This window comes from Nonomuraea basaltis, from assembly GCF_005893125.1.
Lineage (GTDB): Bacteria > Actinomycetota > Actinomycetes > Streptosporangiales > Streptosporangiaceae > Nonomuraea > Nonomuraea basaltis.
Map to the genome: position 1 here is coordinate 70,931 of NZ_VCJS01000006.1, position 20,517 is coordinate 91,447.

Sequence of the window (20,517 nt, forward strand, 5' to 3'; positions counted from 1 at the left end):
CAGCGGAAAAGCCGAGACCGGCGCTGGACCCCACGGCGACGGCGAAGGCAATCGCCATGCAGGCCGGACCACGGGCTCTCCTGGGGTCGGATGGTGCACTACGGATGAACGCGGACGGTGGACGGTCACACATCTTCGGCCCCCCGAGATCATGAACTCATCGCGAGTTGACGATCACCTAGTGCCGATCGTTCCCGCATCTCGACTTGCGTCCCAACATGGCCGCAACCACATCCATCCATTGGGCTCTGCGTGACGTTCTGTGTGAAAACCGGCGGAGACGATGACGAGCACCGGCGGACGTTCCCGCACCGTCAGCGCAGCTTGCAGAACCAGGCCCTTGATCGTGTCAGTACCGATCTTGCTGCCTTCGGACCCGGAGGCCAAGCACCTTCACCAGGCGGCGCGTGGCGACATGCCCTCGCGCGGGAGGGCATGACTTGATCCTAATCGGCCACGACGCCGCCGACCATCACCGCACGCCCGGTCCTCACAACGCCCACCGGTGCCGCCCGGCGTGCGGCTCACGTGGGGCTGGTCCCTGGGGTGTGGCAGGCTGCTGCCGGTTGTGGGCAGCAGTCCCGGTGTGGGGAAATCGACCCTGTGCGGTGCGTTGGCTCGCTGGATCGGCGGCACAGGGACCATGGTCGATCACTTCGAGGAGGCGGAAGCCGTGGAGCGCCGGTGTAGAAGGTGACTCACGACCGCTGGTCACGGATGGCGCGAATCATGACGGGCAACGCGACCAGCAGGGCGATCCCTCTCAGCACACCCGCGACGAGGTACGGAGCGCGCAACCCGAACGCGTGCGCCACCACCCCGCCGGCCAGCGCCCCGAGCGGGATCAGCCCCCATCCGAGCATCTTGTACACGCTGTTCACCCGGCCGAGCATCCCGGACGGCACGATCTCCTGCCGGAGGCTGACGGTCACGAGGTTCCAGAGCGTTGTGACGAAGCCGTTGACGGCCAGCAGGGCCCCGAGCACGATCGCGTTCGGACTCAGCCCGATCCCGGCGAAGACGACCACGTTCGTGGCGAGCGCGGTGAGGAGTGCGGGAAAGGCACCGATCCTCTTGACGACGCGCGCGTTGACCAGAGCGCCGAGCAGGCTGCCGGCCGCGGCGCCCGCGAGCAGCACACCGTAAACAAGCGCGCTGAGATCCAGGGTCTGGGTCGCCAGCAGGACGAGCGTCGCGTTGGCGAGTTGGAAGCAGAAGGTGTTGACACCGAGCAGAACCGCGAGGGTACGCAGCAGCCGGTGCCCGGCCAGCCAGCGCAGGCCGTCCGCGATCGCCGTGCGCATGGGTGGCGGCTCCGTCTTGTGGCGACCACGCCGGGGCAGTGTCGCCAGCAGCGCGGCGGCCAGGGCGAACGAGCCTGCGGCCATCCCGTACGGCAGCGCCACGGCGACCGCGAAGAGCAGGCTGCCGATCGGCGGACCCACGAACTGCCGGCCGATCGTGGTGATCGTCTGCTGATGGCCGTTCACTCGATGCAGCAGCGGCTTCCCGACGATGTCCGGCAAGATCGCCTGTGCCGCGTTGCCGGAAACGACCGCGCACGCCCCCAGCCCGAAGGCCACGATCGCGAGCGTCAGGATGCCGGCCTGGCCGAACGCGGCAAGAATCGCGATGACGCCGACCATCACGGCCTGGATGGCCTGCGAGCGCCACATGAGGGCGAAGCGGTCGTGCCGGTCGACGAGCGCCCCCACCGGCAAGGACAGCAGCAGCCAGGGAAGATACGTCGCCGCGGACACGACGGAAACGAGCCGGGGGTCGCGCGTGATCGTGACGGCCAGCAGCGGAACAACCGCCGCGAACGCCCCGTCACCCACGGTGGTGAAACCCGTCGCCCACCAGAACCGCCAGTAGACCGGCGACAAGCGTGGCTCAGCATTGGTTTGCGCCATGTCGGGATCTTCACGGGCCGGGCGCCGCCACGACATGTTTTAGGCCGGCGCTACATAATCGACCATGGCCTTGACGATCCAGCTCGGCGTGGCGGAGCTGGCGGCGACGCGGTTCGCGATCTCGCCGCGAGAAGTTGTTCGCCGGCCTGCACCCGGATCTGCGCTGGCGCGATGGCCGGCTGATGCTGGGGGGAGCGCGCTGGCGGACCGAGCGCGTCGTGGATCGCGGTCCGGGCGGGCTGGTCCTCATGTCGGTCGCTCTCGGGTCGCCGTACGTGCTGATCAAGAAGAGGACGTCCACGCAGACCACGGTGCGCTATCCGGCACGGGGCGTCGGCGCGTTGTGGAGCGCGGGGACGCGGGCACCCTCGAACAGCGCGGTCCGGCTGCTCGGCCGGACTCGGGCCGAACTGCTGGAGGCGCTGCGCTCCCCCGCGACGACGACGGATCTGGCTCGCGCGCTCGGTGTCACGCCCAGTGCGGTGTCGCAGCACCTCGGCGTGCTCCGCGAGAGCGGGCTCATCGCGCGGGAGCGATGCGGGCGCAACGTCCTGTACATGACGACTGATCTCGGGGCGTCCTTGTGCGGGACACCTCCGGCATGTGGGGTGACGGGATGATTTCCGCCGTCTCATCAGGGTGGACTTGGTGCCGTCCATCGTGTGTCGGCGGTGGGCGGGCTCCCGGTGACGTGCGGAGGGGTGTTCAGGGGGCGCCTTGACCGCGAATCATCCGCATCCGGCGGCCGTAGCGATGGCGGCCGATGAACCGCCAGCTCAAGCGGGTGGAAAGGGGGAGTTCGCCGATGAGGTGGGCGCGTTCGTCCGCGGTGGCCTCCTCGAGCAGGGCGCCGAGAAGGTCTGGCGCTCTGCCTTCGCTGGGCAAGGTGATGAACGTGTCGCGGATCTCCTCCCATTCCGCGACGGTGATGTGCTCCTCGAGCAAGGGCAGGACGTGGGTCTCCTCCTCGTGGAGGTGGTCGAGCAGAGCGGCGCGATGACCGACGAGAGCCAGCGCGATCTCGTCTCGGACCTGTGCCGCCGCCGTCTGCTCCCACTCGGGCAACAGGTCGCCGATCCTCTCCAAGCCGACCGCGAGCTGTTCGTGCTGTGCTTCCATGCGCAGGACCAGGTCGGCCTCCAGGTCCACCCGCCCCAGCAGCTTGGGCCAGAGGAGGTCGTCCTCTGCCGCATGATGGTGGCGCAGTACCAGCGCGTAGGCGCGAAAGTGCGCGGCGAGGACGCGTGCGCGGGGGATGTCTCGTGGGCCCGCCGCGGTGACGGCTTCGGCCAGCGTCCGGGACTCCCTGCGGAACACTCTGTGGACGATGCTCATGTCGTGGGCGTTCGGCGGTGCCTGGTCTGTCATGACCGTCGTGTCTCCTCCCGGGGCCGGCGTTCGGCAACCGTCCTCACTGCTAACTCTCTCCTGATCGCTTGGATTCGCCTTGAGGAACACTTGGGAGATGGATCCGGGAGACCTACGATGTTCTGCGTGCTCATCTTTGTCCCGGAACGGGCGTTTACCGGTGCGTTGTGCGACCGCTCTACGGCCGCTAGCCGGTCTTCTGTACGTCCGGCCGGACTCGTTCGGTGACGATCCGGATTCGAGTGCTTGGCACGTTCCACGCTGATGTGAAGGGAACGCCCGTCCAGCTCGGCGGGCCGCTCCAGCGTGCGGTCCTGGTGCGACTCGTGCTCGCCAGAGGCGATGTCGTGTCCGTGGACCGGCTGATCGAGGATTTGTGGCGGGACGAGCCTCCGCCCCAGGCCACGGCGGCGCTCCAGTCGTACGTGTCGCACCTGCGGCGTGCCATAGAGCCGGACCGGCCGCCGCGTGCTCTGGCTCGGGTGCTGGTCAGCGCCGCCCCGGGGTACGCCGTGCGGCTGGACGACGACGCGGTGGACGCATGGCGGTTCGAACGGCTCGTCCGCGCGGCGCGGGAGCGGGCTCACCACGAGCCGGCTCGCGCGCGCTCTCTTCTCTCGGACGCGCTGGGTCTGTGGCGCGGAGGAGCGTTCGCGGAGGTGGCGGACGAGGAGTGGGCCGTCCCCGAAGTGGCGCGGCTGGAGGAGCTCAGGCTCAGCGCTCGTGAGCTGTTCGTGACGATGATGCTCCGGTCCGCACCCGCCGCCGACGCCGTTCCGGCGGCTGAAGTCCTCACCCGTCAGCAACCGCTGCGCGAAGAGGGCTGGCGGCTGCTCGCGCTGGCCTTGTGGGGCAGCGACCGCCAGGCCGACGCGCTGAATGCGCTGCGCCGCGCCCGCCGCACGCTGGCCGACGAGGTCGGCATCGATCCCGGACCCGCGCTGGTGGAATTGGAGGAGGCCGTTCTCGGCCAGCGCATGGGGGTGCTTCATGCCTCCGTCGCGCGGCAGTCCGCGAGTGTGGCCTCACCGGTTTCGCCGGGCGCCCCCGCCGCGGACGCCGCGCGGCACACCGCAGGCGCCAGGCCGCTGTTCGTGGGGCGGGTGGGCGAGCTGGCCGCGCTCACGGAGGCGGCACGCGACGTGCTCACCGGGACGCGCAGGATCGCGCTCCTGGCAGGCGAGCCGGGGGCGGGAAAGTCCGCACTGCTGGACCGCCTGCAAGACGAACTGGATCCCGCGCACTGGCTGGTGAGCGTGGGACGCTGCCCGGAGACGGAAGGCGCGCCCCCGGCATGGGCCTGGCTCGAGGTCCTGCGTCCGCTGGCGGCTCACTTTCCCCCAGGTGAGCACGAGAGCACGCTGTCCCCTCTTCTGGGCGAGGCGCCGCTGATCGAGGATGACGCCTCGGCCGGGCGCTTCCGGCTCCATCGTGCGGTGTGCGCCTGGTTGCGCACGATCGTCCAGGGCGGATCGGGTCGTGCGCTGGCAATCGTGCTGGATGATCTCCACAGGGCCGACGAGGAGACCCTCGCCCTGCTCGGAGCGGTTGTCCAGCAGCTGGCCGACGCTCGCATCCTGCTGATCGCCGCCTACCGCCACTCGGACATCACGGAAGCGCAGGAGGACGTCCTCGCCGCGGTCGCCCGGCACTCTCCGATGCGGCTGCAACTCGACGGCCTGCCCGCAGGCGACGTCGAGAGGCTCGTGACGTCCATCTGCGACCGGCCCGTGGATACCCGGACGCTCGCGTCGCTGGCCGAGCGCACCGGCGGCAATCCGTTCTACGTCTGGGAGACCGCGCGCCTGCTGGCCAGCGAGGGAACGCTGTCAACGGTGCCCCAAGGCGTGCGCGACGTGCTGCGTCGCCGCCTGGCTCGGCTTCCGGCGGCAGCGGTGAGCGTGCTGCGCCTGGCCGCGGTGGTCGGCCGGGAAGCGGACGTCGAGGCCCTGGTCAACGCCGCGGACAGCGACGAGGACGGGGTCCTCGACGCGCTGGAGGCCGGAGTGTTCTCCGGCCTGCTGACGGAGCCGTCACCGGGGCGGGTCAGGTTCGTGCACGCCATCGTGCGCGACACGCTCTACCAGGATCTTTCCCAGGTACGGCGGACGCGCATGCACGCGCGGGCCGCGGACGCGCTACGGGCGCTGCACCCGGACGAGCCGACCGCCCTCGCCTACCACTACGCGCGGGCGGCGACATCGACCACGGCACCGCCGGCCGTGCACTATTCGGTCCTGGCCGCGAAGCTCGCCACCCGGCGATACGCCCACGACACGGCCGTCGAACAGCTGACCCAGGCACTGGACTGCTTCGAGCGGGTCACCGAGCCGGGCGACCGCGACGCTCGGCGCGTCGAGCTGCTCGGCATGCTCGTCAGGGCCCACGCCCGCGCCGGAGCCATCACCACGGCCCGCGCCACGCGGCAACGGGCCGTCCAGATCGCCGAGAAGTCCGGCAGGGACGAGCTGCTGGTGACCGCCTTCACGTCATGGATCGAGGCCACGCCCTGGCAGACCCGTCCCTATGGCGTGGTGGACACGCATGCCGTGGGCCTGCTCTCGCGGCTGCTCCGCCGTACCGACCTGGAGCCGGTGACGCGGTGCCGCCTCCTGGAAGTCTTCGTCTGCGAGCTCGACGGAGAAGGCGACCCTCGGAGCGCCACCGCGGCACGCGAGGCGGCCGAACTGGCACGTGATCTCAACGACCCGGCGATATCGGCGCTGAGCCTCACGCTCCTGATCAAGGAGGCCGACTACGACCGGGAGCCCGACCTCCGTTCGGCCCTCGCTAAGCAGCTGGCCGCGCTGGCCAGAGAGCACGAACTGATCGCCTTCGGGTGGTTCGCCGAGTTCACCGCCGCCACGGTGGCGGGCGTCCGTGGCGACAAGAAGGCGCTGCTGGCCCGGATGGAGCGCGGCATCAAGCTCGCGCGGACGTACCAGATGCGGGAGTGGCAGATCGTCATGATGTGCGCTCAGGCCATGCTCGCCCATGTCGCCGGACAACTCGACGAGGCCGAGAGACTGTACGGCGCCGTGAACGAGCAGATGCGGCGGGATGGATCGATCCAGGCGCAGACCGTCCACGGGCTTGCGATGATCAGCATCCGGATCAGCGAGGGCCGGATCGATGAGTTCCAGCCGGTCCTGCGGAGAATGTACGAGTCCGCGGGCCCGATCCTCGCCGACGCGCTGGCTGTTTCCCTGGCCGCCGCCGGACGGCTGGACGAGGCCAGGGCGGTGCGCGCCGATCTTCCGCCCCTGCGCCGGGACTTCTATCAGTCCGTGTTCGCCACGCTGCGCGCGATGGCCGTGGTCGCGCTGGGCGAGCGTGCCGAGGCCGAGGATCTCATGGAGATGCTTCTCCCGCTCCGCGACCTGTTGGCGGGAGGCGCGGCCCTGTCGGTGGTGATGCGCCCGGTGGCGCACTCGCTGGGCGAACTCGCCCTCCTTCTCGGCCGCGACGAGGAGGCGGCCGGGCACTTCGCCCATGCGGTCGAGGTCGCGCGTCGCTGGGAAGCGCCGCTGTGGGAACGCGAGGCACTCAGGCGCTGCCAAGATCTGCGCCACTGACGCACACACCTGGCCGGCGGCCGGCGTCGCCGGATTGCAGGCGGTCTCCACGGCCCGCCGGCTCGGCGCGATCGTCAAGGCGTACGACGTGCGGGCGGCGGCGGCCGAGGAGGTGGCCAGCGTCGGCGCGGAGTTCATCACGCTGGATCTGCCGACTCTGGATGGTGCGGGTGGCTACGCGCATGCGCCCCTGCCTGTGTCAGACCTTCTCGGCCACTACCCGCGGATGACCGGCGGTGAGCAAGCCAATGTCCTCGACATCGGAGGTAAGGATCGTCACCCGGCCTCGATGCTGGAGAGCGGTCGCGCACAGCATGGCGTCGATGGCGTACTTGTGACCGTGCAACTCCGCGCTCCTCAGCAGAGCTGCGGCGGACTGAGCGAGAGCCTGGGTGACGGGCTCCACACGCAGGCGCGACAGCGTCCACTTCAGCGTGGCATCGTTGATCTTCGGGTGGATCGCCTCGACCAGTACCGCAGCGGAGGTGACAACAGGAGCGTCCGCGTCACGAGCCGCCGTCAGCCACTCGTGCATCTCCCGGTCCCGTTGCACGGCCTTCGCCAGGCCCTCGCTGTCCAGAACCAAGACACCACTCACGCAGCGGCCCCCGCCCCGGGCGCATCGCCGGTGAGCCGGGCCCGCTTGGCCGCCACGGCCGCCGGGTCGGCAGGGCCATGGACCTCATCAAAGTGGGCGATCAGCTCGTCCAGATTGTCCCGCTCGATCTGACGCTGAGCCGCCCTTTCCAGGTACGCGGACACACCCCGCTTGCCGACCCGCTCGCGGATCGCCTGCAGAGTGCCGGCGGCAAGGGTGACGGAGATCCCACTGCTAGGGCCATCACCGGGAGGAAAGTCAACGTCATCAACCATGCACCCATTATGGCATTAGAAATGCTATAGGTGGAAGGAGCTCGCGCCGGCTGCGATCAGCCGCCGAGGCGCGCGCCACGGCGTGATCACGTTATAGGCTGGCCCGTCGAGCGCAGCGGTCGCGATCTGCTGAGGTAGGCGGCCGGGCACGGCGGCGTGCCCGGCTCAAGCTCCTCTCAGGTACGGCCGCTGATGGCGAACACCTTGATGTTCGGCGTCGCGGAGCTGGTGAACGACACCGCCTCGCGAGCCGGCTCCAGCGGCAGGCTTACGTGCCAGATCGTCACCTTCCTCCCGTCCGCCGTCCCATTGACGTGGTAGCGGGTGTCGGCCGTGATCACGGGCTCCTCCCCGAAGTGCGGGGAGGTGCTCGCCCAGTCGGTCACCTTCAGCGGGACGACCGACGTGCTGCCGTCCGCGTACGTGATCGTGACGTCGGTCTGCTGGTCCCCGTTCACGGCCGTGACCAGCAGGTCGAGCGCGCTGTAGCGGCCCGCGGTGAGGTACGTGCGCTGGCCCCGGAGGCTGTGGAAGTTGCCCGCGGCGCCCTTCGTGCCGGGGATCAGGTAGTCGGCGCCGGACACGGTCCGGGTGCCGGGCTCGGGCAGTTGCTCCGCCGGGAAGCTCCAGCCCTTGCCGTCCAGGTTGCCCTGCGCCCTGGCGTCGGTCGTGGCCACGCCGTCCACGTCGTACTGCGGCCGCTGCAGGCAGTGGGACCCGGACGGCAGGCACGGCTCCGGCAGGTTCGGGATCGGGGCCGCCGCGGCGGGCGGCTGGTCGACGGGGAGGTCGGCGGGCGCCGTGGCCCAGGACTCGTTGGGCGTCGGGCCCACGTTCACCCGGATGTCGCCGCCCTTGTTGAGCACGGACTCGGGGAGCCACGAGCGGGTGTGCGGGCGGCCGTTCACGCGGACGTCCTGGACGTAGATCGCGTCCGGGCCGGCCTGCGGGGCGGTCACCGTGATCGTGGTCCGGCCGTCGCGCTTGATCCACGCCTTGGGGAACATCGGGCTCGACAGCAGCATCTCGGCGCGGCTCGGCGTCTGGGGATACAGGCCGAGGGCGGCGAAGACGTACCAGGCGGACATCGTCCCGAGGTCGTCGTTGCCGGGCAGGCCGCCGGGACCGGTCTTGTAGACCAGGGACGCCATTGCGCGTACGGTCTCCTGGGTCTTCCAGGGCTGACCGAGCGCGTTGTACAGCCACGGCGTGTGGATGCCGGGCTCGTTGGTGGGGTCGTAGCGGAAGCCGTCCCCGCCGGTCGCCCACGACCCGTCGGGGCGGTGGAAGAACGCGTCGAGCCGCTGCGCGGCCCGCTCCTTGCCGCCCATGGCGGCGGCGAGCCCGGACACGTCGTGCTGGACCATCCAGGTGTAGGTCGCGCTCGTGCCCTGGGCGAAGCCCGCGTCGGAGGTCGCGGAGAACGGCCACAGCCAGCCGCCGTCGGCCTTACGCGCCTGCTGGTAGCCGCCTTCCGCCCCGGCCGACGGGTTGAACGTGTTCCGCCACCAGCTCGCCCGCGGCATCAGCCGCTCGTGATCGGCGTTGCGGCCGAGCCGCTTGGCCCAGTCGGCGAGCGCGAAGTCGGCGGCCGAGTCCTCCAGCGTCTCGGCGGCGCCGCCCCAGCAGTGGCAGGTGTCCTGAGGCGCATATCCGAGCCGCAGGTATTCGGCCAGGTTCGGGCGCTGGCCCTCGCACTGTCCCGGGCAGCCCTTGTCGGACAGTCCGGACGGGTGCGGCACGGTGGCCTGCTTGACCAGGGAGTCGAAGGCGCCGCGTACGTCGAAATTGCGCACGCCGAGCGCGTGGAAGCCGGCGAGGGCCGGGGCCGACGGGTCGCCGGTCATCACGTGGGTGGGGCCGTTGATGTGGACCCAGCGGTCCCACACGCCGCCGTTCTGCTGGGCGAGGTTGTACAGCGATTGCGCGTAGTCGCCCGCGACCTGCGGCTCGAGCAGGGCGAGCAACTGGGTGTGGGCGCGGTACTGGTCCCAGCCGGAGAAGTTGCCGTACTGGACGCGCTGGCCGCGGGCCAGACGGTGCACCTTGCCGTCGCTGCCGAGGTAGGTGCCCGCGACGTCGCTGGTGATGTTGGGCTGGAGGAACGAGTGGTAGAGGGCGGTGTAGAACGTCGTGAGCTGGTCGGCGGAGCCGCCGGCCACCTCGATCGAGCGGAGCCGCTCGTTCCAGGCGCGGCGCGCCTTTGCGGCCACGGATGCGACGTCGTCCCTGGGCGTCAGCTCGTGGGCGAGGTTCTGCTTGGCGGCGTCCAAGCTCGTGTACGAGATGCCGATCTTCACGCGTACGTCGGCGTCGGAGGCGGTGTCGAAGGTGACGTATCCCCCGGAGCCGCGCCCGGCACGGTCGGCGCCCGTCGCATACCCTTCGCCCCCGCTCGCCGTGGTGCCGCCGGGCCGCAGGTCGCCGTTGACCCACGTTCCGGTGCCGGAGAAGGCGCGGTCGAACGTCGCGGCGAAGTGCAGCCTGTAGTAGCTCTTCCGGTTGTTCACCCCACCGTTGGCGCGGCGGCCGCAGAACGCGCCGGTCAGCACCGAGCCGGTCACCGTACGAGTGGCGGAATCGATCTCGATCTCCGCGTCCTCGCTGCCGTTGAGCGAGTTGGACACCCGGAACAGCAGGTTGCCCGGCGAGCCTTTCGGGAAGGTGAACTCGCCGACGCCCGCGCGGGCGGTGACCGAGAGGTCCGCCTGGACGCCGGAGTCGAGGGTGACGGTGTACCGGCCGGGCTGCGCGGTCTCCTTGTCGTGGCTGAAGCCGCTCGCGTAGATCGCGTCGGTGGTGTCCGCCGTCGGGGAGGACGCGACCTGGCCGGCGTACGGCATGATCGGGATGTCTCCGGCCGCCCCCGGATGGCAGCCGGCCCCGTTGACGTGCGTCAACGCGAAGCCGCGCACCCGCGGCGTGGCGTAGGAGTAGCCGTTGGCGCCGGCCGCGTTCGTCTGGTCGCCGGCCGTGTTGGTCGGGCTCCAGGAGATCATCCCGAACGGGAGGACGGCGCCGGGGTAGGTGTTGCCGCCGTTGGCCGAGCCGATCAGCGGATCGACGTGGCGGACCGGTTCGGAGGCGGGGGTGGGGGCTGCGGCGGTGGCCTCCGCCGGTGCGGCGACGGCGCCGGTGGCGACCATCGTGCCGGCTAACGCGATGGCGAGCCACGAACGGGGAGAGAGCACCTCGTGATCACACCGTCCCACATCAACCGTGCCGTGAACGCCTGCGTAAGCACAGGAGTCCGGGCCGATAAGAAGGCCGCACCGGCGTCCTGCCCTCCGCCTTCACCCTCCACAGCCGCATCGCACGCATCGCGGCGAGCACGACGAGCACCGTGGCCGCCGAGGTCAGCGGCCATCCCGCGCCCGGGCGCCTATCCGAACTCCTCCATCCGGTCGCCGGTCAGGAAGTCATCGGCGGAGAGCCGCCCGTACATGATCATGAAGGCGGCCACGAGGGCGGTCCACCCGGTCTGGTGAGCGGCTCCGAGGCCGGCGCCGTCGTCCCCGTGGAAGTACTCGTGGAACTGGATCAGGTCGCGCCAGTGCGGGTCCTCCTGGAACGTGCGCTGCCCTCCGTACACCGGCCGCCGCCCGTCCGGGCCGCGCAGGAAGATGCGGACGAGGCGGTCGGAGATCTCCTTGCTGACCTCGTACAGGGTCAGCCGGTTGCCGGACCAAGCCGGGCACTCGACGGTGAAGTCGTCGCCGTAGAAGGCGTACAGGTGCAGCAGCGCGCGGACGATGAGCGCGTTGACCGGGAACCAGACCGGGCCCCGCCAGTTGGAGTTGCCGCCGAACATGCCGCTGTCGGACTCGGCCGGCAGGTACGCCACGCGGTACGCCTCCCCGTCCACCCGCAGCTCGTACGGATGCTCGGCGTGGAAGCGCGACAACGACCGGATGCCGTAGGGGCTCAGGAACTCCCGCTCGTCGAGCATCCTGGTCAGCACCCGCTCAAGCTTCCCGTCGTCCAGCAAGGACAGCAGCCGGCGGCCCGCCACGCCCGGCCGGTCGGCGGCGGACATGCCCTCGGCCAGCGCGGGATGCCGCCGCGCGAACTCCCCGATCCGGTCGAACAACCGGGCGTGCTCGGCACGGGGCGAGAAGACGGTGGACGCGCACAGCGGCAGCAGCCCGACCATGGAGCGCACCCTGACCCGGGCGGCGTCGCCGTACGGGAGCCGCAGCACGTCGTAGAAGAACCCGTCCCCCTCGTCCCACACCTCGTCCTTGACGTCGCCGACCCGGTCGATCGAGGCGGAGATGCGCAGGAAGTGCTGCGCGAAGCGGACGGCGAGATCCTCGTACGCGGGCGCCCGGTCGGACAGCTCGGCGGCCATCTGCAGCATGGTCTGCGCGTAGAACGCCATCCACGCCGTGCCGTCGGCCTGGTCGAGCGTCCCCCCGGTCGGCAGCGGGGCGCTCCGGTCGAACACGCCGATGTTGTCCAGGCCGAGGAACCCGCCCTGGAACACGTTGTTGTCGTCGGTGTCCTTGCGGTTGACCCACCAGGTGTAGTTCACCAGCAGCTTCTGGAACACCCGCTCCAGGAAGTCCAGGTCGCTGCGCCCGGTGAGCCGCCGCTCCATGCTGGTGATGAAGCGCGCGGCCCACGCGTGGACCGGCGGGTTGACGTCGCCGAACCCCCACTCGTACGCCGGCACCTGCCCGTTCGCGTGCAGGTATCGGTCGCCCAGCAGCACCTCGACCTGGTGCTTGGCCAGCTCCAGGTCGACCGGGGCGAGCGCGACCGCGTGGAAGGCCAGGTCCCAGGCCGCGAACCAGGGATACTCCCATTTGTCCGGCATGAGCAGCACGTCGTCGGCGTCCAGGTCGAACCAGCCGTGGTTGCGGGGCGCCGTACGCGTCCACGGGTCGGCGCCGTGCTCCGCCAGCCAGGTCTCGACGTCGAAGAAGTAGTACTGCTTGCTCCACAGCAGGCCAGCCAGGGCCTGGCGGAGCACCAAGGCCTCGTCGGCGCTCGCGCTCTCGGGGGTGAGCCCGGCGTAGAAGTCGTCCGCTTCTCGCCGTCGCTCCCTCATCACCTCGTCGAACCCGTCCCCGAGCGGATCAGGCGCGTCCGTGGCGGAGAGCCGGACCCGCACGGTCGCCTCGCCGCCCGCGGGCACGGTCAGCGTGTGGTGGGCGGCGGCCTTGGTACCGGTCCGGTCCGGATTCACCGCGCCGGCGTCCCCGTCCACGACGTGGCGGCCAATGCCGTCCTTGACGAACGGTGTGGCGTTCGGGGTGCCGAACAGGCGCTCGTTGTTGGTCTCGTTCTCGGTGAACAGCAGGGGCGCGTCGGCCCCGCAGTACAGCCGGTACGTGCCGAGGTCCTGATGCTCGGTCTCGATCATGCCCTGTGCCTCCCGCATGACCGGCTTGGGCGCCGTCCCCGGCGACCAGGTGTTCCGGAACCACAACGTCGGCAGGACGTGGATCGTGGCCTCGTCCGGCCCCCGGTTGGCCACGGTGACGAGCACGAGCAGGTCGTCGGGAGCGGCCTTGGCGTACTCGACGAAGACGTCGAAATACCGGTCGCCGTCGAAAACGCCGGTGTCGAGCAGTTCGTACTCGAAGGCGCGCCGGTCCCGGGCCGCGTTGGTGGCCACCAGATCGTCGTAGGGGAACGGCCCCTGCGGGTACTTGTACAGGAACCGCATGTAGGAGTGCGTCGGCGTGCTGTCGAGATAGAAGTAGTACTCCTTCACGTCCTCGCCGTGGTTCCCCTCCCCGTTGGTCAGCCCGAACGGCCGCTCCTTCAAGATCGGGTCCTTGCCGTTCCACAGCGCCACCGACAGGCACAACCGCTGCTTGTCGTCGCTGACGCCGCCGAGCCCGTCCTCACCCCACCGATAGGCGCGCGAGCGGGCATGATCGTGCGGGAAGTGGTTCCACGCGTCGCCGTCGTGGCTGTAGTCCTCGCGGACCGTGCCCCACTGCCGCTCGCTCAGGTACGGCCCCCACCGGCGCCACGGCGCGTCCGGAGCGGCCGACTGCCGCAGTCGTTCCCGTTCAGCATCCATGGGCGCAGCATCCTCCGGCTCACGCCTTCTTACCACCGTGCAGTCCTAAACCTGCCGGTGTCCACCGCTTCATCACTGCTTGGCTGGCTACCGCATTCCACGCGATCCTGCCTGAACGGGAACCATGTCAACGACCACACTCACTCCACCACGCTCGCCACTGATCAGCTGGCTCTCGGTCACCGCGGTCACGCTGGGGATCTTCACCATCGTCACCAGCGAAATCCTGCCCATCGGCCTGTTGACCACCATCGGCGGCGATTTCGGCATTTCCGATGGCACCGCAGGGCTGACCATGACACTGCCCGGCATCGTCGCCGCGATCGCCGCGCCCGTCGTCACGCTGACCACCGCCCGTTCGGACCGCCGGGTGATGCTGTGCGCTCTCATGGCGGTGCTCGCCGTGGCGGACGTGCTGGCGGCCGTGGCCGGCTCCTACTGGGTCATGCTGATCTCCAGGGTGCTCGTCGGCCTCACCATCGGCGGCTTCTGGTCGATCGGGGCCGGACTGGCCGGTCGCCTCGCGCCACCGCCATCGGTCGGCGCCGCCACGGCTCTGATCTTCTCCGCCGTGCCGCTGGGCTCCGTGCTCGGCGTACCGGCCGGAACCTTCATCGGCCACCTCGCCGGCTGGCGAACCGCCTTCCTCGCCCTGGCCGCGCTGGCCGTGCTCGTCCTGGTCGCCCTTCTGACGCTGGTGCCGCGGCTGCCCGCCCGCCAGGTCACCAGCCCGCGCGTGCTGCTCGACCTCCTGCGCAACCGCGGCACCAAAATCGCCCTGCTGGCCACTTTCCTCATCGTCCTCGCCCACTTCGGCACCTACACCTACGTCACGCCCTTCCTCCAGCACGTCACCCGCCTGCACCCCGCGGCCGTCAGCGCCGTCCTCCTGGCGTACGGCATCGCCGGGGTCGCCGGCAACTTCCTGGTGGGCAGGGTCATCGCCACAAGACTGCGAGGCGTCTTCGCCGCCATCGGTTGCCTGATCGCGGCCACCACCCTGCTGCTGCCCGTGGTCGGCACCACGACCGTCGGCGCCGTCGTGTTGCTCGTGCTCTGGGGTCTGGCCTACGGCGGCGTGCCGGTCTGCTCCCAGGCCTGGTTTCTGAAGTCCGCTCCCCGAACGCCCGAAGGCGCCACGGTCATCTTCACCTCCTCGTTCCAAGGGACCTTCGCACTCGGCGCGTTCCTCGGCGGCAGCGTCGTCGACGGCTTCTCGGTCTCCACCGTGATGATCTGTGGCGGCCTGACCGCTCTCCTCATGGCGGCATCCCTGTGGTGGCTCAGCAAGCCCCCCTGACCCCGTGCCCTGCCGGCTTGTGGGTCCGCGCCTTCAACGCCAAGAAGGCCGTGGTCGGCGGCGGGGACCTGGACTCGGTCCACCGCCTGAAGCCCGAGGCGTCCGAGCGGCTGCGCCGCGCCGCGAAAACCCGGTGCGATGCCGCCGGAGCTCAAGTAGCGTTCGGCCCCATGACCATTCCCCGCGTACGCCCTCCCCTGGTCGCAGACGAGCGCACCCAGCTCCTCGGCTGGCTCGACATGCAACGCGCGATCATCCAGTGGAAATGCGAGGGCCTGTCCGACGAGGACGCCCACCGGCCCGTCCTGCCCGCCTCGCCACTCATGACCATGGCAGGCCTGGTGTCCCACATGCGCTGGACCGAGCACTGCTGGTTCGAGGTCCTGTTCCTGGGCCACAGCTCCGCCGGCAACCCGCAGTTCGACGAGACGGTCGAGGACGCCGACATGCTGGTCGAGGGCGTCCCGCTGGCCCGGCTCCTCGACGAGTACGAGCGCCAGTGCGCCGTCTCCAACGAGATCGTCGCCGCCAATTCGCTGGACGGCGTGGGCAAGCACCCCGACTTCCGCTCCGCCGGCGCCACCCTGCGCTGGATGCTGATCCACATGGTCGAGGAGACCGCCAGGCACGCCGGCCACGCCGACGTCATCAGGGAACTGCTGGACGGCCAGAAGGGCTACTACTGAGCCAGCGCCTTCTGGTAGCAGCGGGTCAGGGGCGCGTCCACGTACTTGCCGTACGGCTCCGTCAGCGTGTACGCGAACCGCTCGTACAGCGCGATCGCCTCGGGCTGCCGCTCGCCGGTCGCCAGCCGCAGCCGGTGGTACCCCAGCCCACGGGCCAGCTCCTCCAGCGCCGTCAGCAGCGACGTGGCGACCCCGCGGCCGCGGTAGCCGGGCATCACGTACATCCGTTTGAGCTCCCCGGTGTCGGCGTCCACGGGCTGGACGGCGCCGCACCCGACGGCCCGGCCGTCCAGCGACGCCACCAGATACCTGGCCCCCGCTTGCACCTGCGAACGCCCCTCGAGCCCGTAGCGGGCCACCAGCTCCGCGAACGCCGCGTCGAGCAGCACGGCCAGCTCGGCGTCGTCCGCGACGCGTTCCTCGATCAACATGGTGACATGCTATGAATTTTCCGTTCCGAGTACTTCACCGCACCTGACCACTATGGCTAGAGGCCGAGCGCCTGGGCCGGGTCGGCGAGGATCTGCTGGATGATCAGCCCTGCCGCCCCCAGCACCGCCGCGTCCGCGCCGATCCCCGAGACCACGAGGGCGGGCGGCGTGCCGCGCATCTGCCCGAGCCGGGCCCCGAGCCCCTCTGCCACCGGCCCTTCCAGCCAGGGGAACAGCGGCGCGAAGATCCCGCCGAGCACGATCCTGCCGGGGTCCAGCAGGTGGACGGCCGAGGTGAGCGCCACGCCGAGCGCATGGCCGGCCCGCTCGCACGCCTCCTGCGCCCGCGGGTCACCCGACTCCAGCCGCGTCACCAGCGCGGCGACCGAGTCCAGCGGGCCGAGCAGGGCGTCCTGGCCGGCGTACACCTCCAGGCAGCCGCGCCCACCGCACCGGCACGCGGGCCCGTCGGGCACGACGACGACGTGGCCCAGCTCACCGGCCAGCCCGAACGTGCCGCGGAACACCGTCCCGTCCACGACGAGCCCGGCGCCGATGCCGATCTCGCCGGACACGTACAGGAAGTCCGCGGCCCGCGAGCCGAACCACAGCTCGCCGAGGGCCGCCAGGTTGGCCTCGTTGTCGATCGCGAACGGCAGGTCGATCAGGCCCTCCACCCGCACGTCGCGCCAGCCGAGATGCGGCGCGCTGCGCAGCACCTCGCCCTCCACGGTCCCGGGCACGGCGAGGGCGGCGCCGATGATCCGCAGCCCGGCCTCCTCTGCCTCGGCCGTGGTCTCCTTCCCGAGGTCGCGCAGCCGCTGCAGGATGGCGGCCGGATTGGAGTTGCGGTTGTCGGCCGGCCTGGTGCGGCGCAGCCGTACGGTGCGAGTGAGGTCGACGACGCAGGCGGCCAGGTAGTCGATGTTGATCTCCAGTCCGAGCGTGGCCACCCGCCGGCCGCTCAGGCTCACCGCCACCCCCGGGCGGCCCCGCTCGCCGGCGCGCACGGCGCCGTTCTCGGTCACCACGCCCGCCTCCAGCAGGTCCGCGACCAGGCTGGACACGGTGGTCTTGGTCAGCCCTGTCATCTCAGCGAGCGCGGCCCGGGTGTGAGGTCCTGTTCGGTGGATGGCACCCAGTACTACGGCCAAGTTACGGGCGCGCATGGAATCATGCCGGACCCCTCTTGACGGCACCCTCCCCACCTCCTCAGGATTATGTACAGATTATGGACTAATCTTCAGGAGCGCACGCAAATGACCGCATTCAGCCCGACCCCCGACGACCGCTTCACCTTCGGCCTCTGGACCGTGGGCTGGCAGGCCCGTGACCCGTTCGGCGACGCCTCCAGGCCCGCGCTCGACCCGGTCGAGACCGTCCACCGGCTCTCCGAGCTGGGCGCGCACGGCGTCAGCTTCCACGACGACGACCTGCTCGCCGTCGAGCCCGACAGGGACAAGGCCATCGCCGCCTTCAGGAAGGCCCTGGACGAGACCGGCATGAAGGTCCCCGCGGCCACCACGAACCTGTTCACCCACCCGGTGTTCAAGGACGGCGCCTTCACCAGCAACGACCGCGACGTGCGCCGCTACGCCCTGCGCAAGGTCATGCGCAACCTCGACCTGGCCGCCTCGCTGGGCGCGAAGACGTACGTCTGCTGGGGCGGGCGCGAGGGCGCCGAGTCCGACGCCGCCAAGGACGTCAAGGCCGCGATGGACCGCTACAAGGAGGCCCTGGACCTCCTGTGCCAGTACGTCATCGACAAGGGCTACGACATCCGCTTCGCCATCGAGCCCAAGCCGAACGAGCCCCGCGGCGACATCCTCCTGCCCACGATCGGCCACGCCCTGGCCCTGATCAACGAGCTGGAGCACCCCGAGATGGTCGGCGTCAACCCCGAGGTCGGCCACGAGCAGATGGCCGGGCTCAACTTCGTACACGGCATCGCCCAGGCCCTGTGGCGCGGCAAGCTCTTCCACATCGACCTCAACGGCCAGCACGGCCCGAAGTACGACCAGGACCTGATCTTCGGACACGGCGACCTCAAGAGCGCGTTCTTCCTGGTGGACCTGCTGGAGACCCACGGTTACGACGGCCCGCTCGTCTTCGACTACAAGCCGCTGCGTACCGATGACCCCGAGGACGTGTGGGACTCGGCCGCCGCCAACATGCGCACCTACCTGATCCTCAAGGACAAGGCCGCCAAGTTCCGCCAGGACCCCGAGGTCCAGGAGGCCCTGCGCAACTCCCGCGTGGACGAGCTGGCCCAGCCCACCCTGGCCGCCGGCGAGACCTGGCAGGACCTCGGCAAGGACGACTTCGACGTCGAGGCGGCGGCCCTGCGCGGCTTCCACTTCACCCGGCTCAACCAGCTCGCGCTGGAGCACCTCATGGGGGTACGCGGGTGAGCGAACCCATCAGCGTCCAGCTCTACACCGTCAGGGAGCCGCTGGCCGCCGACCGCGACGCCGTGCTGCGGCGCATCGCGGAGATCGGCTACCGGGCCGTGGAGCCCTTCGACCCGACGACCGACCCCAAGGGGTTCCGCCAGGTGATCGACGACCTGGGGCTGAGCGTGTCGAGCACGCACGCGTACGCGCTGCTCAGCCGGGAGCCCGCGGAGGTCTTCGACGCGATCGCCACGGTCGGCACCGACCTGGTGATCATCCCTGGCGGCATCGCGCACGAGGAGTTCACCACGCGCGACGGCCTCCAGCGCACGGCCGACCTGCTGAACGGCCTGGCCGAGCAGGCGGCCGGGCACGGGATGCGGATCGGCTACCACAACCATTGGTGGGAGATCGAGCCGCGGATCGACGGCCGGCACGCCATCGAGGCGCTGGCCGACCTGCTCGCCCCCGAGGTGTTCCTGGAGATCGACACCTACTGGGCGGCGGTGGGCGGCGCCGACGTGCCCGCCCTGCTCGGCCGCCTCGCCGCGCGCACGCTGGCGCTGCACGTCAAGGACGGTCCGGTGGTCAAGGGCAAGCCGCACACCGCGGTGGGCCAGGGCGTCATGCCCGTGCCCGAGATCCTCGCCGCCGCCCCGGACGCCCGGCGCATCGTCGAGCTCGACGAGTGCGCGAGCGACATCTTCGCCGCACTCGCGGACAGCCATGCCTACCTCACCTCCTTGGAGGGCTCTTGAGCAACGGCCCCGTCGGCGTCGCCCTGGCCGGCGCCGGAGTGATCAGTGGCCAGTACCTCCGCAACCTCACCGCCTTCCCCGACGTTCGCGTGCTCGGCGTCGCCGACCTCGACACCGAGCGCGCCGCCGCCGTCGCCCGGGAGCACGGCGTGCCCGTGTCGGGCACCCTCGGCACGGTGCTCGCCGTGCCCGAGGTCGAGATCGTCGTCAACCTCACCGTCCCGTCCGCGCACGCGGCCGTCGCGCTGGAGTCACTGCGCGCCGGCAAGCACGTGTACGGCGAGAAGCCCTTCGCCATGGACACCGACGAGGGCGCCAAGATCATGGCCGAGGCCGCCAACCTCGGCCTGCGCGCCGGCGGCGCCCCCGACACCTTCCTCGGCGCCGGGCTCCAGTCCGCCCTGCACGCCCTGCGCTCGGGCCTCATCGGCGAGCCGGTCGCCGTCACGGCGGCCACGCAGAGCCTCGGCCCGGAGTCCTGGCATCCCAATCCCGAGTTCTTCTACCAGCCCGGCGGCGGCCCCCTCTTCGACCTCGGCCCCTACTACCTGACCGCCCTGGTGTCCCTGCTCGGCCCCGTCTCCCAGGTGGCGGCCGGCACCCGCAAGGCCCGCGAGCAGCGCGTCGTCGGCTCGGGCCCCAAGGAGGGGACCGTCTTCCCGGTGGCCGTGCCGACCCACGTCAACGCCCTGCTCGACTTTCCCGGCTCCGCCACGGCGTCGGCCACGTTCAGCTTCGACTCGGCCGTCAACCGCAGGATGATCGAGATCATCGGCACCGAGGGCGCGCTGTCCCTCCCCGACCCCAACACCTTCGAGGGGCCGCTGCTGGCCCGCGGCCTGCGTGACGTGGACTGGCGGGAGCTGCCGCTGTCCGGCACCACAGCCAGTCGCGGCATCGGCGTCCTGGACCTGGCCAGGTCGATCCGCGCGGGCACGCCGCATCGCGCCTCGGGCGAGCTGGCGTACCACGTGCTGGAGCTCATGGCCGCGATCGCGGATTCGGGCGAGCGCTCGGAGTTCCGCCCGATCATCTCGACCCTGACCGCGCCGGAGCCGCTCCCGGCGGGCTGGGACCCGTACGCCGCCACCCTGTCCTGACCATCACCGCAGGCTGTGGCGGCGGCACCGCCGCCCAGCCCTCGCGGCACAGACAGGCATTGATGACATAGAGTGACAATTCC

15 protein-coding genes and 1 pseudogene are annotated in these 20,517 nt (G+C 70.5%); 8 read left to right on the top strand and 8 right to left on the bottom strand.

The genetic code is table 11. The features are described 5' to 3' along the window. Nucleotides 1-698: 698 nt before the first annotated feature. Nucleotides 699-1,913: an MFS transporter gene (locus EJK15_RS04400; RefSeq protein ID WP_138709057.1), complete on the bottom strand. Its 1,215-nt coding sequence runs from the start codon at nucleotides 1,911-1,913 to the stop codon at nucleotides 699-701. Between the two features lie 134 nt (nucleotides 1,914-2,047). Here EJK15_RS04400 and EJK15_RS04405 point away from each other — a divergent pair, with 134 nt between their 5' ends. Then, nucleotides 2,048-2,533, top strand: coding sequence for an ArsR/SmtB family transcription factor (locus EJK15_RS04405; protein ID WP_240776760.1), 486 nt, complete (start codon nucleotides 2,048-2,050; stop codon nucleotides 2,531-2,533). A gap of 85 nt (nucleotides 2,534-2,618) precedes the next feature. On the opposite strand, the gene EJK15_RS04410 is transcribed toward EJK15_RS04405, so the two are convergent. Further along, the gene (locus EJK15_RS04410; protein ID WP_138709058.1) at nucleotides 2,619-3,281 is read right to left on the bottom strand and encodes a hemerythrin domain-containing protein; all 663 of its coding nucleotides are present in this window, start codon (nucleotides 3,279-3,281) and stop codon (nucleotides 2,619-2,621) included. Nucleotides 3,282-3,505: 224 nt separating this feature from the next. Here EJK15_RS04410 and EJK15_RS04415 point away from each other — a divergent pair, with 224 nt between their 5' ends. Both EJK15_RS04415 and EJK15_RS74185 read left to right on the top strand, forming a co-directional pair. Further along, on the top strand, nucleotides 3,506-6,856 hold the full coding sequence (locus EJK15_RS04415) for an ATP-binding protein (protein ID WP_206060644.1): 3,351 nt from the start codon (nucleotides 3,506-3,508) through the stop codon (nucleotides 6,854-6,856). Then, nucleotides 6,774-6,941: pseudogene (locus EJK15_RS74185) on the top strand (hypothetical protein); the annotation flags it as partial. The gene EJK15_RS04415 and the pseudogene EJK15_RS74185, both read left to right, overlap by 83 nt. A 114-nt stretch (nucleotides 6,942-7,055) precedes the next feature. Here EJK15_RS74185 and EJK15_RS04425 read toward each other — a convergent pair. From EJK15_RS04425 to EJK15_RS04440, 4 genes are all read right to left on the bottom strand, one after another. Then, entirely contained in the window at nucleotides 7,056-7,454 is a 399-nt protein-coding gene (locus tag EJK15_RS04425) for a PIN domain-containing protein (protein ID WP_138709059.1), read from the bottom strand. Beyond that, the gene (locus EJK15_RS04430; protein ID WP_138709060.1) at nucleotides 7,451-7,729 is read right to left on the bottom strand and encodes a hypothetical protein; all 279 of its coding nucleotides are present in this window, start codon (nucleotides 7,727-7,729) and stop codon (nucleotides 7,451-7,453) included. The genes EJK15_RS04425 and EJK15_RS04430 overlap by 4 nt, the downstream gene beginning before the upstream one ends. 176 nt (nucleotides 7,730-7,905) lie before the next feature. Continuing rightward, nucleotides 7,906-10,920, bottom strand: a complete 3,015-nt coding sequence (locus EJK15_RS04435) for a GH92 family glycosyl hydrolase (protein WP_240776762.1) — start codon at nucleotides 10,918-10,920, stop codon at nucleotides 7,906-7,908. A gap of 191 nt (nucleotides 10,921-11,111) precedes the next feature. Beyond that, nucleotides 11,112-13,766 (bottom strand): MGH1-like glycoside hydrolase domain-containing protein, encoded by a 2,655-nt coding sequence (locus EJK15_RS04440; RefSeq protein WP_138709061.1) that lies wholly within the window; start codon nucleotides 13,764-13,766, stop codon nucleotides 11,112-11,114. Between the two features lie 124 nt (nucleotides 13,767-13,890). Here EJK15_RS04440 and EJK15_RS04445 point away from each other — a divergent pair, with 124 nt between their 5' ends. Beyond that, nucleotides 13,891-15,066: an MFS transporter gene (locus EJK15_RS04445; protein ID WP_138709062.1), complete on the top strand. Its 1,176-nt coding sequence runs from the start codon at nucleotides 13,891-13,893 to the stop codon at nucleotides 15,064-15,066. A gap of 17 nt (nucleotides 15,067-15,083) precedes the next feature. After that, nucleotides 15,084-15,752 (top strand): DinB family protein, encoded by a 669-nt coding sequence (locus EJK15_RS04450; protein ID WP_240776763.1) that lies wholly within the window; start codon nucleotides 15,084-15,086, stop codon nucleotides 15,750-15,752. Here EJK15_RS04450 and EJK15_RS04455 read toward each other — a convergent pair. Together EJK15_RS04455 and EJK15_RS04460 are read right to left on the bottom strand one after the other, a co-directional pair. Further along, nucleotides 15,746-16,183, bottom strand: coding sequence for a GNAT family N-acetyltransferase (locus EJK15_RS04455; RefSeq protein ID WP_138709063.1), 438 nt, complete (start codon nucleotides 16,181-16,183; stop codon nucleotides 15,746-15,748). The genes EJK15_RS04450 and EJK15_RS04455 overlap by 7 nt on opposite strands. Before the next feature lie 56 nt (nucleotides 16,184-16,239). Further along, nucleotides 16,240-17,352 carry an ROK family transcriptional regulator gene (locus tag EJK15_RS04460; protein ID WP_138709064.1) on the bottom strand — a complete coding sequence of 371 codons (1,113 nt, stop codon included), beginning with the start codon at nucleotides 17,350-17,352 and terminating at the stop codon, nucleotides 16,240-16,242. 90 nt (nucleotides 17,353-17,442) lie between these two features. Here EJK15_RS04460 and xylA point away from each other — a divergent pair, with 90 nt between their 5' ends. From xylA to EJK15_RS04475, 3 genes are read left to right on the top strand one after another with little or no spacing between them, the layout of a single operon-like run. Continuing rightward, complete coding sequence (gene xylA, locus EJK15_RS04465; protein WP_138709065.1) at nucleotides 17,443-18,594, top strand: xylose isomerase; 1,152 nt, start codon at nucleotides 17,443-17,445, stop codon at nucleotides 18,592-18,594. Beyond that, complete coding sequence (locus EJK15_RS04470; protein ID WP_138709066.1) at nucleotides 18,591-19,334, top strand: sugar phosphate isomerase/epimerase family protein; 744 nt, start codon at nucleotides 18,591-18,593, stop codon at nucleotides 19,332-19,334. The genes xylA and EJK15_RS04470 overlap by 4 nt, the downstream gene beginning before the upstream one ends. Beyond that, nucleotides 19,331-20,434 carry a Gfo/Idh/MocA family protein gene (locus EJK15_RS04475; protein ID WP_138709067.1) on the top strand — a complete coding sequence of 368 codons (1,104 nt, stop codon included), beginning with the start codon at nucleotides 19,331-19,333 and terminating at the stop codon, nucleotides 20,432-20,434. Before EJK15_RS04470 ends, EJK15_RS04475 begins: the two co-directional genes overlap by 4 nt. Nucleotides 20,435-20,517 lie beyond the last annotated feature (83 nt).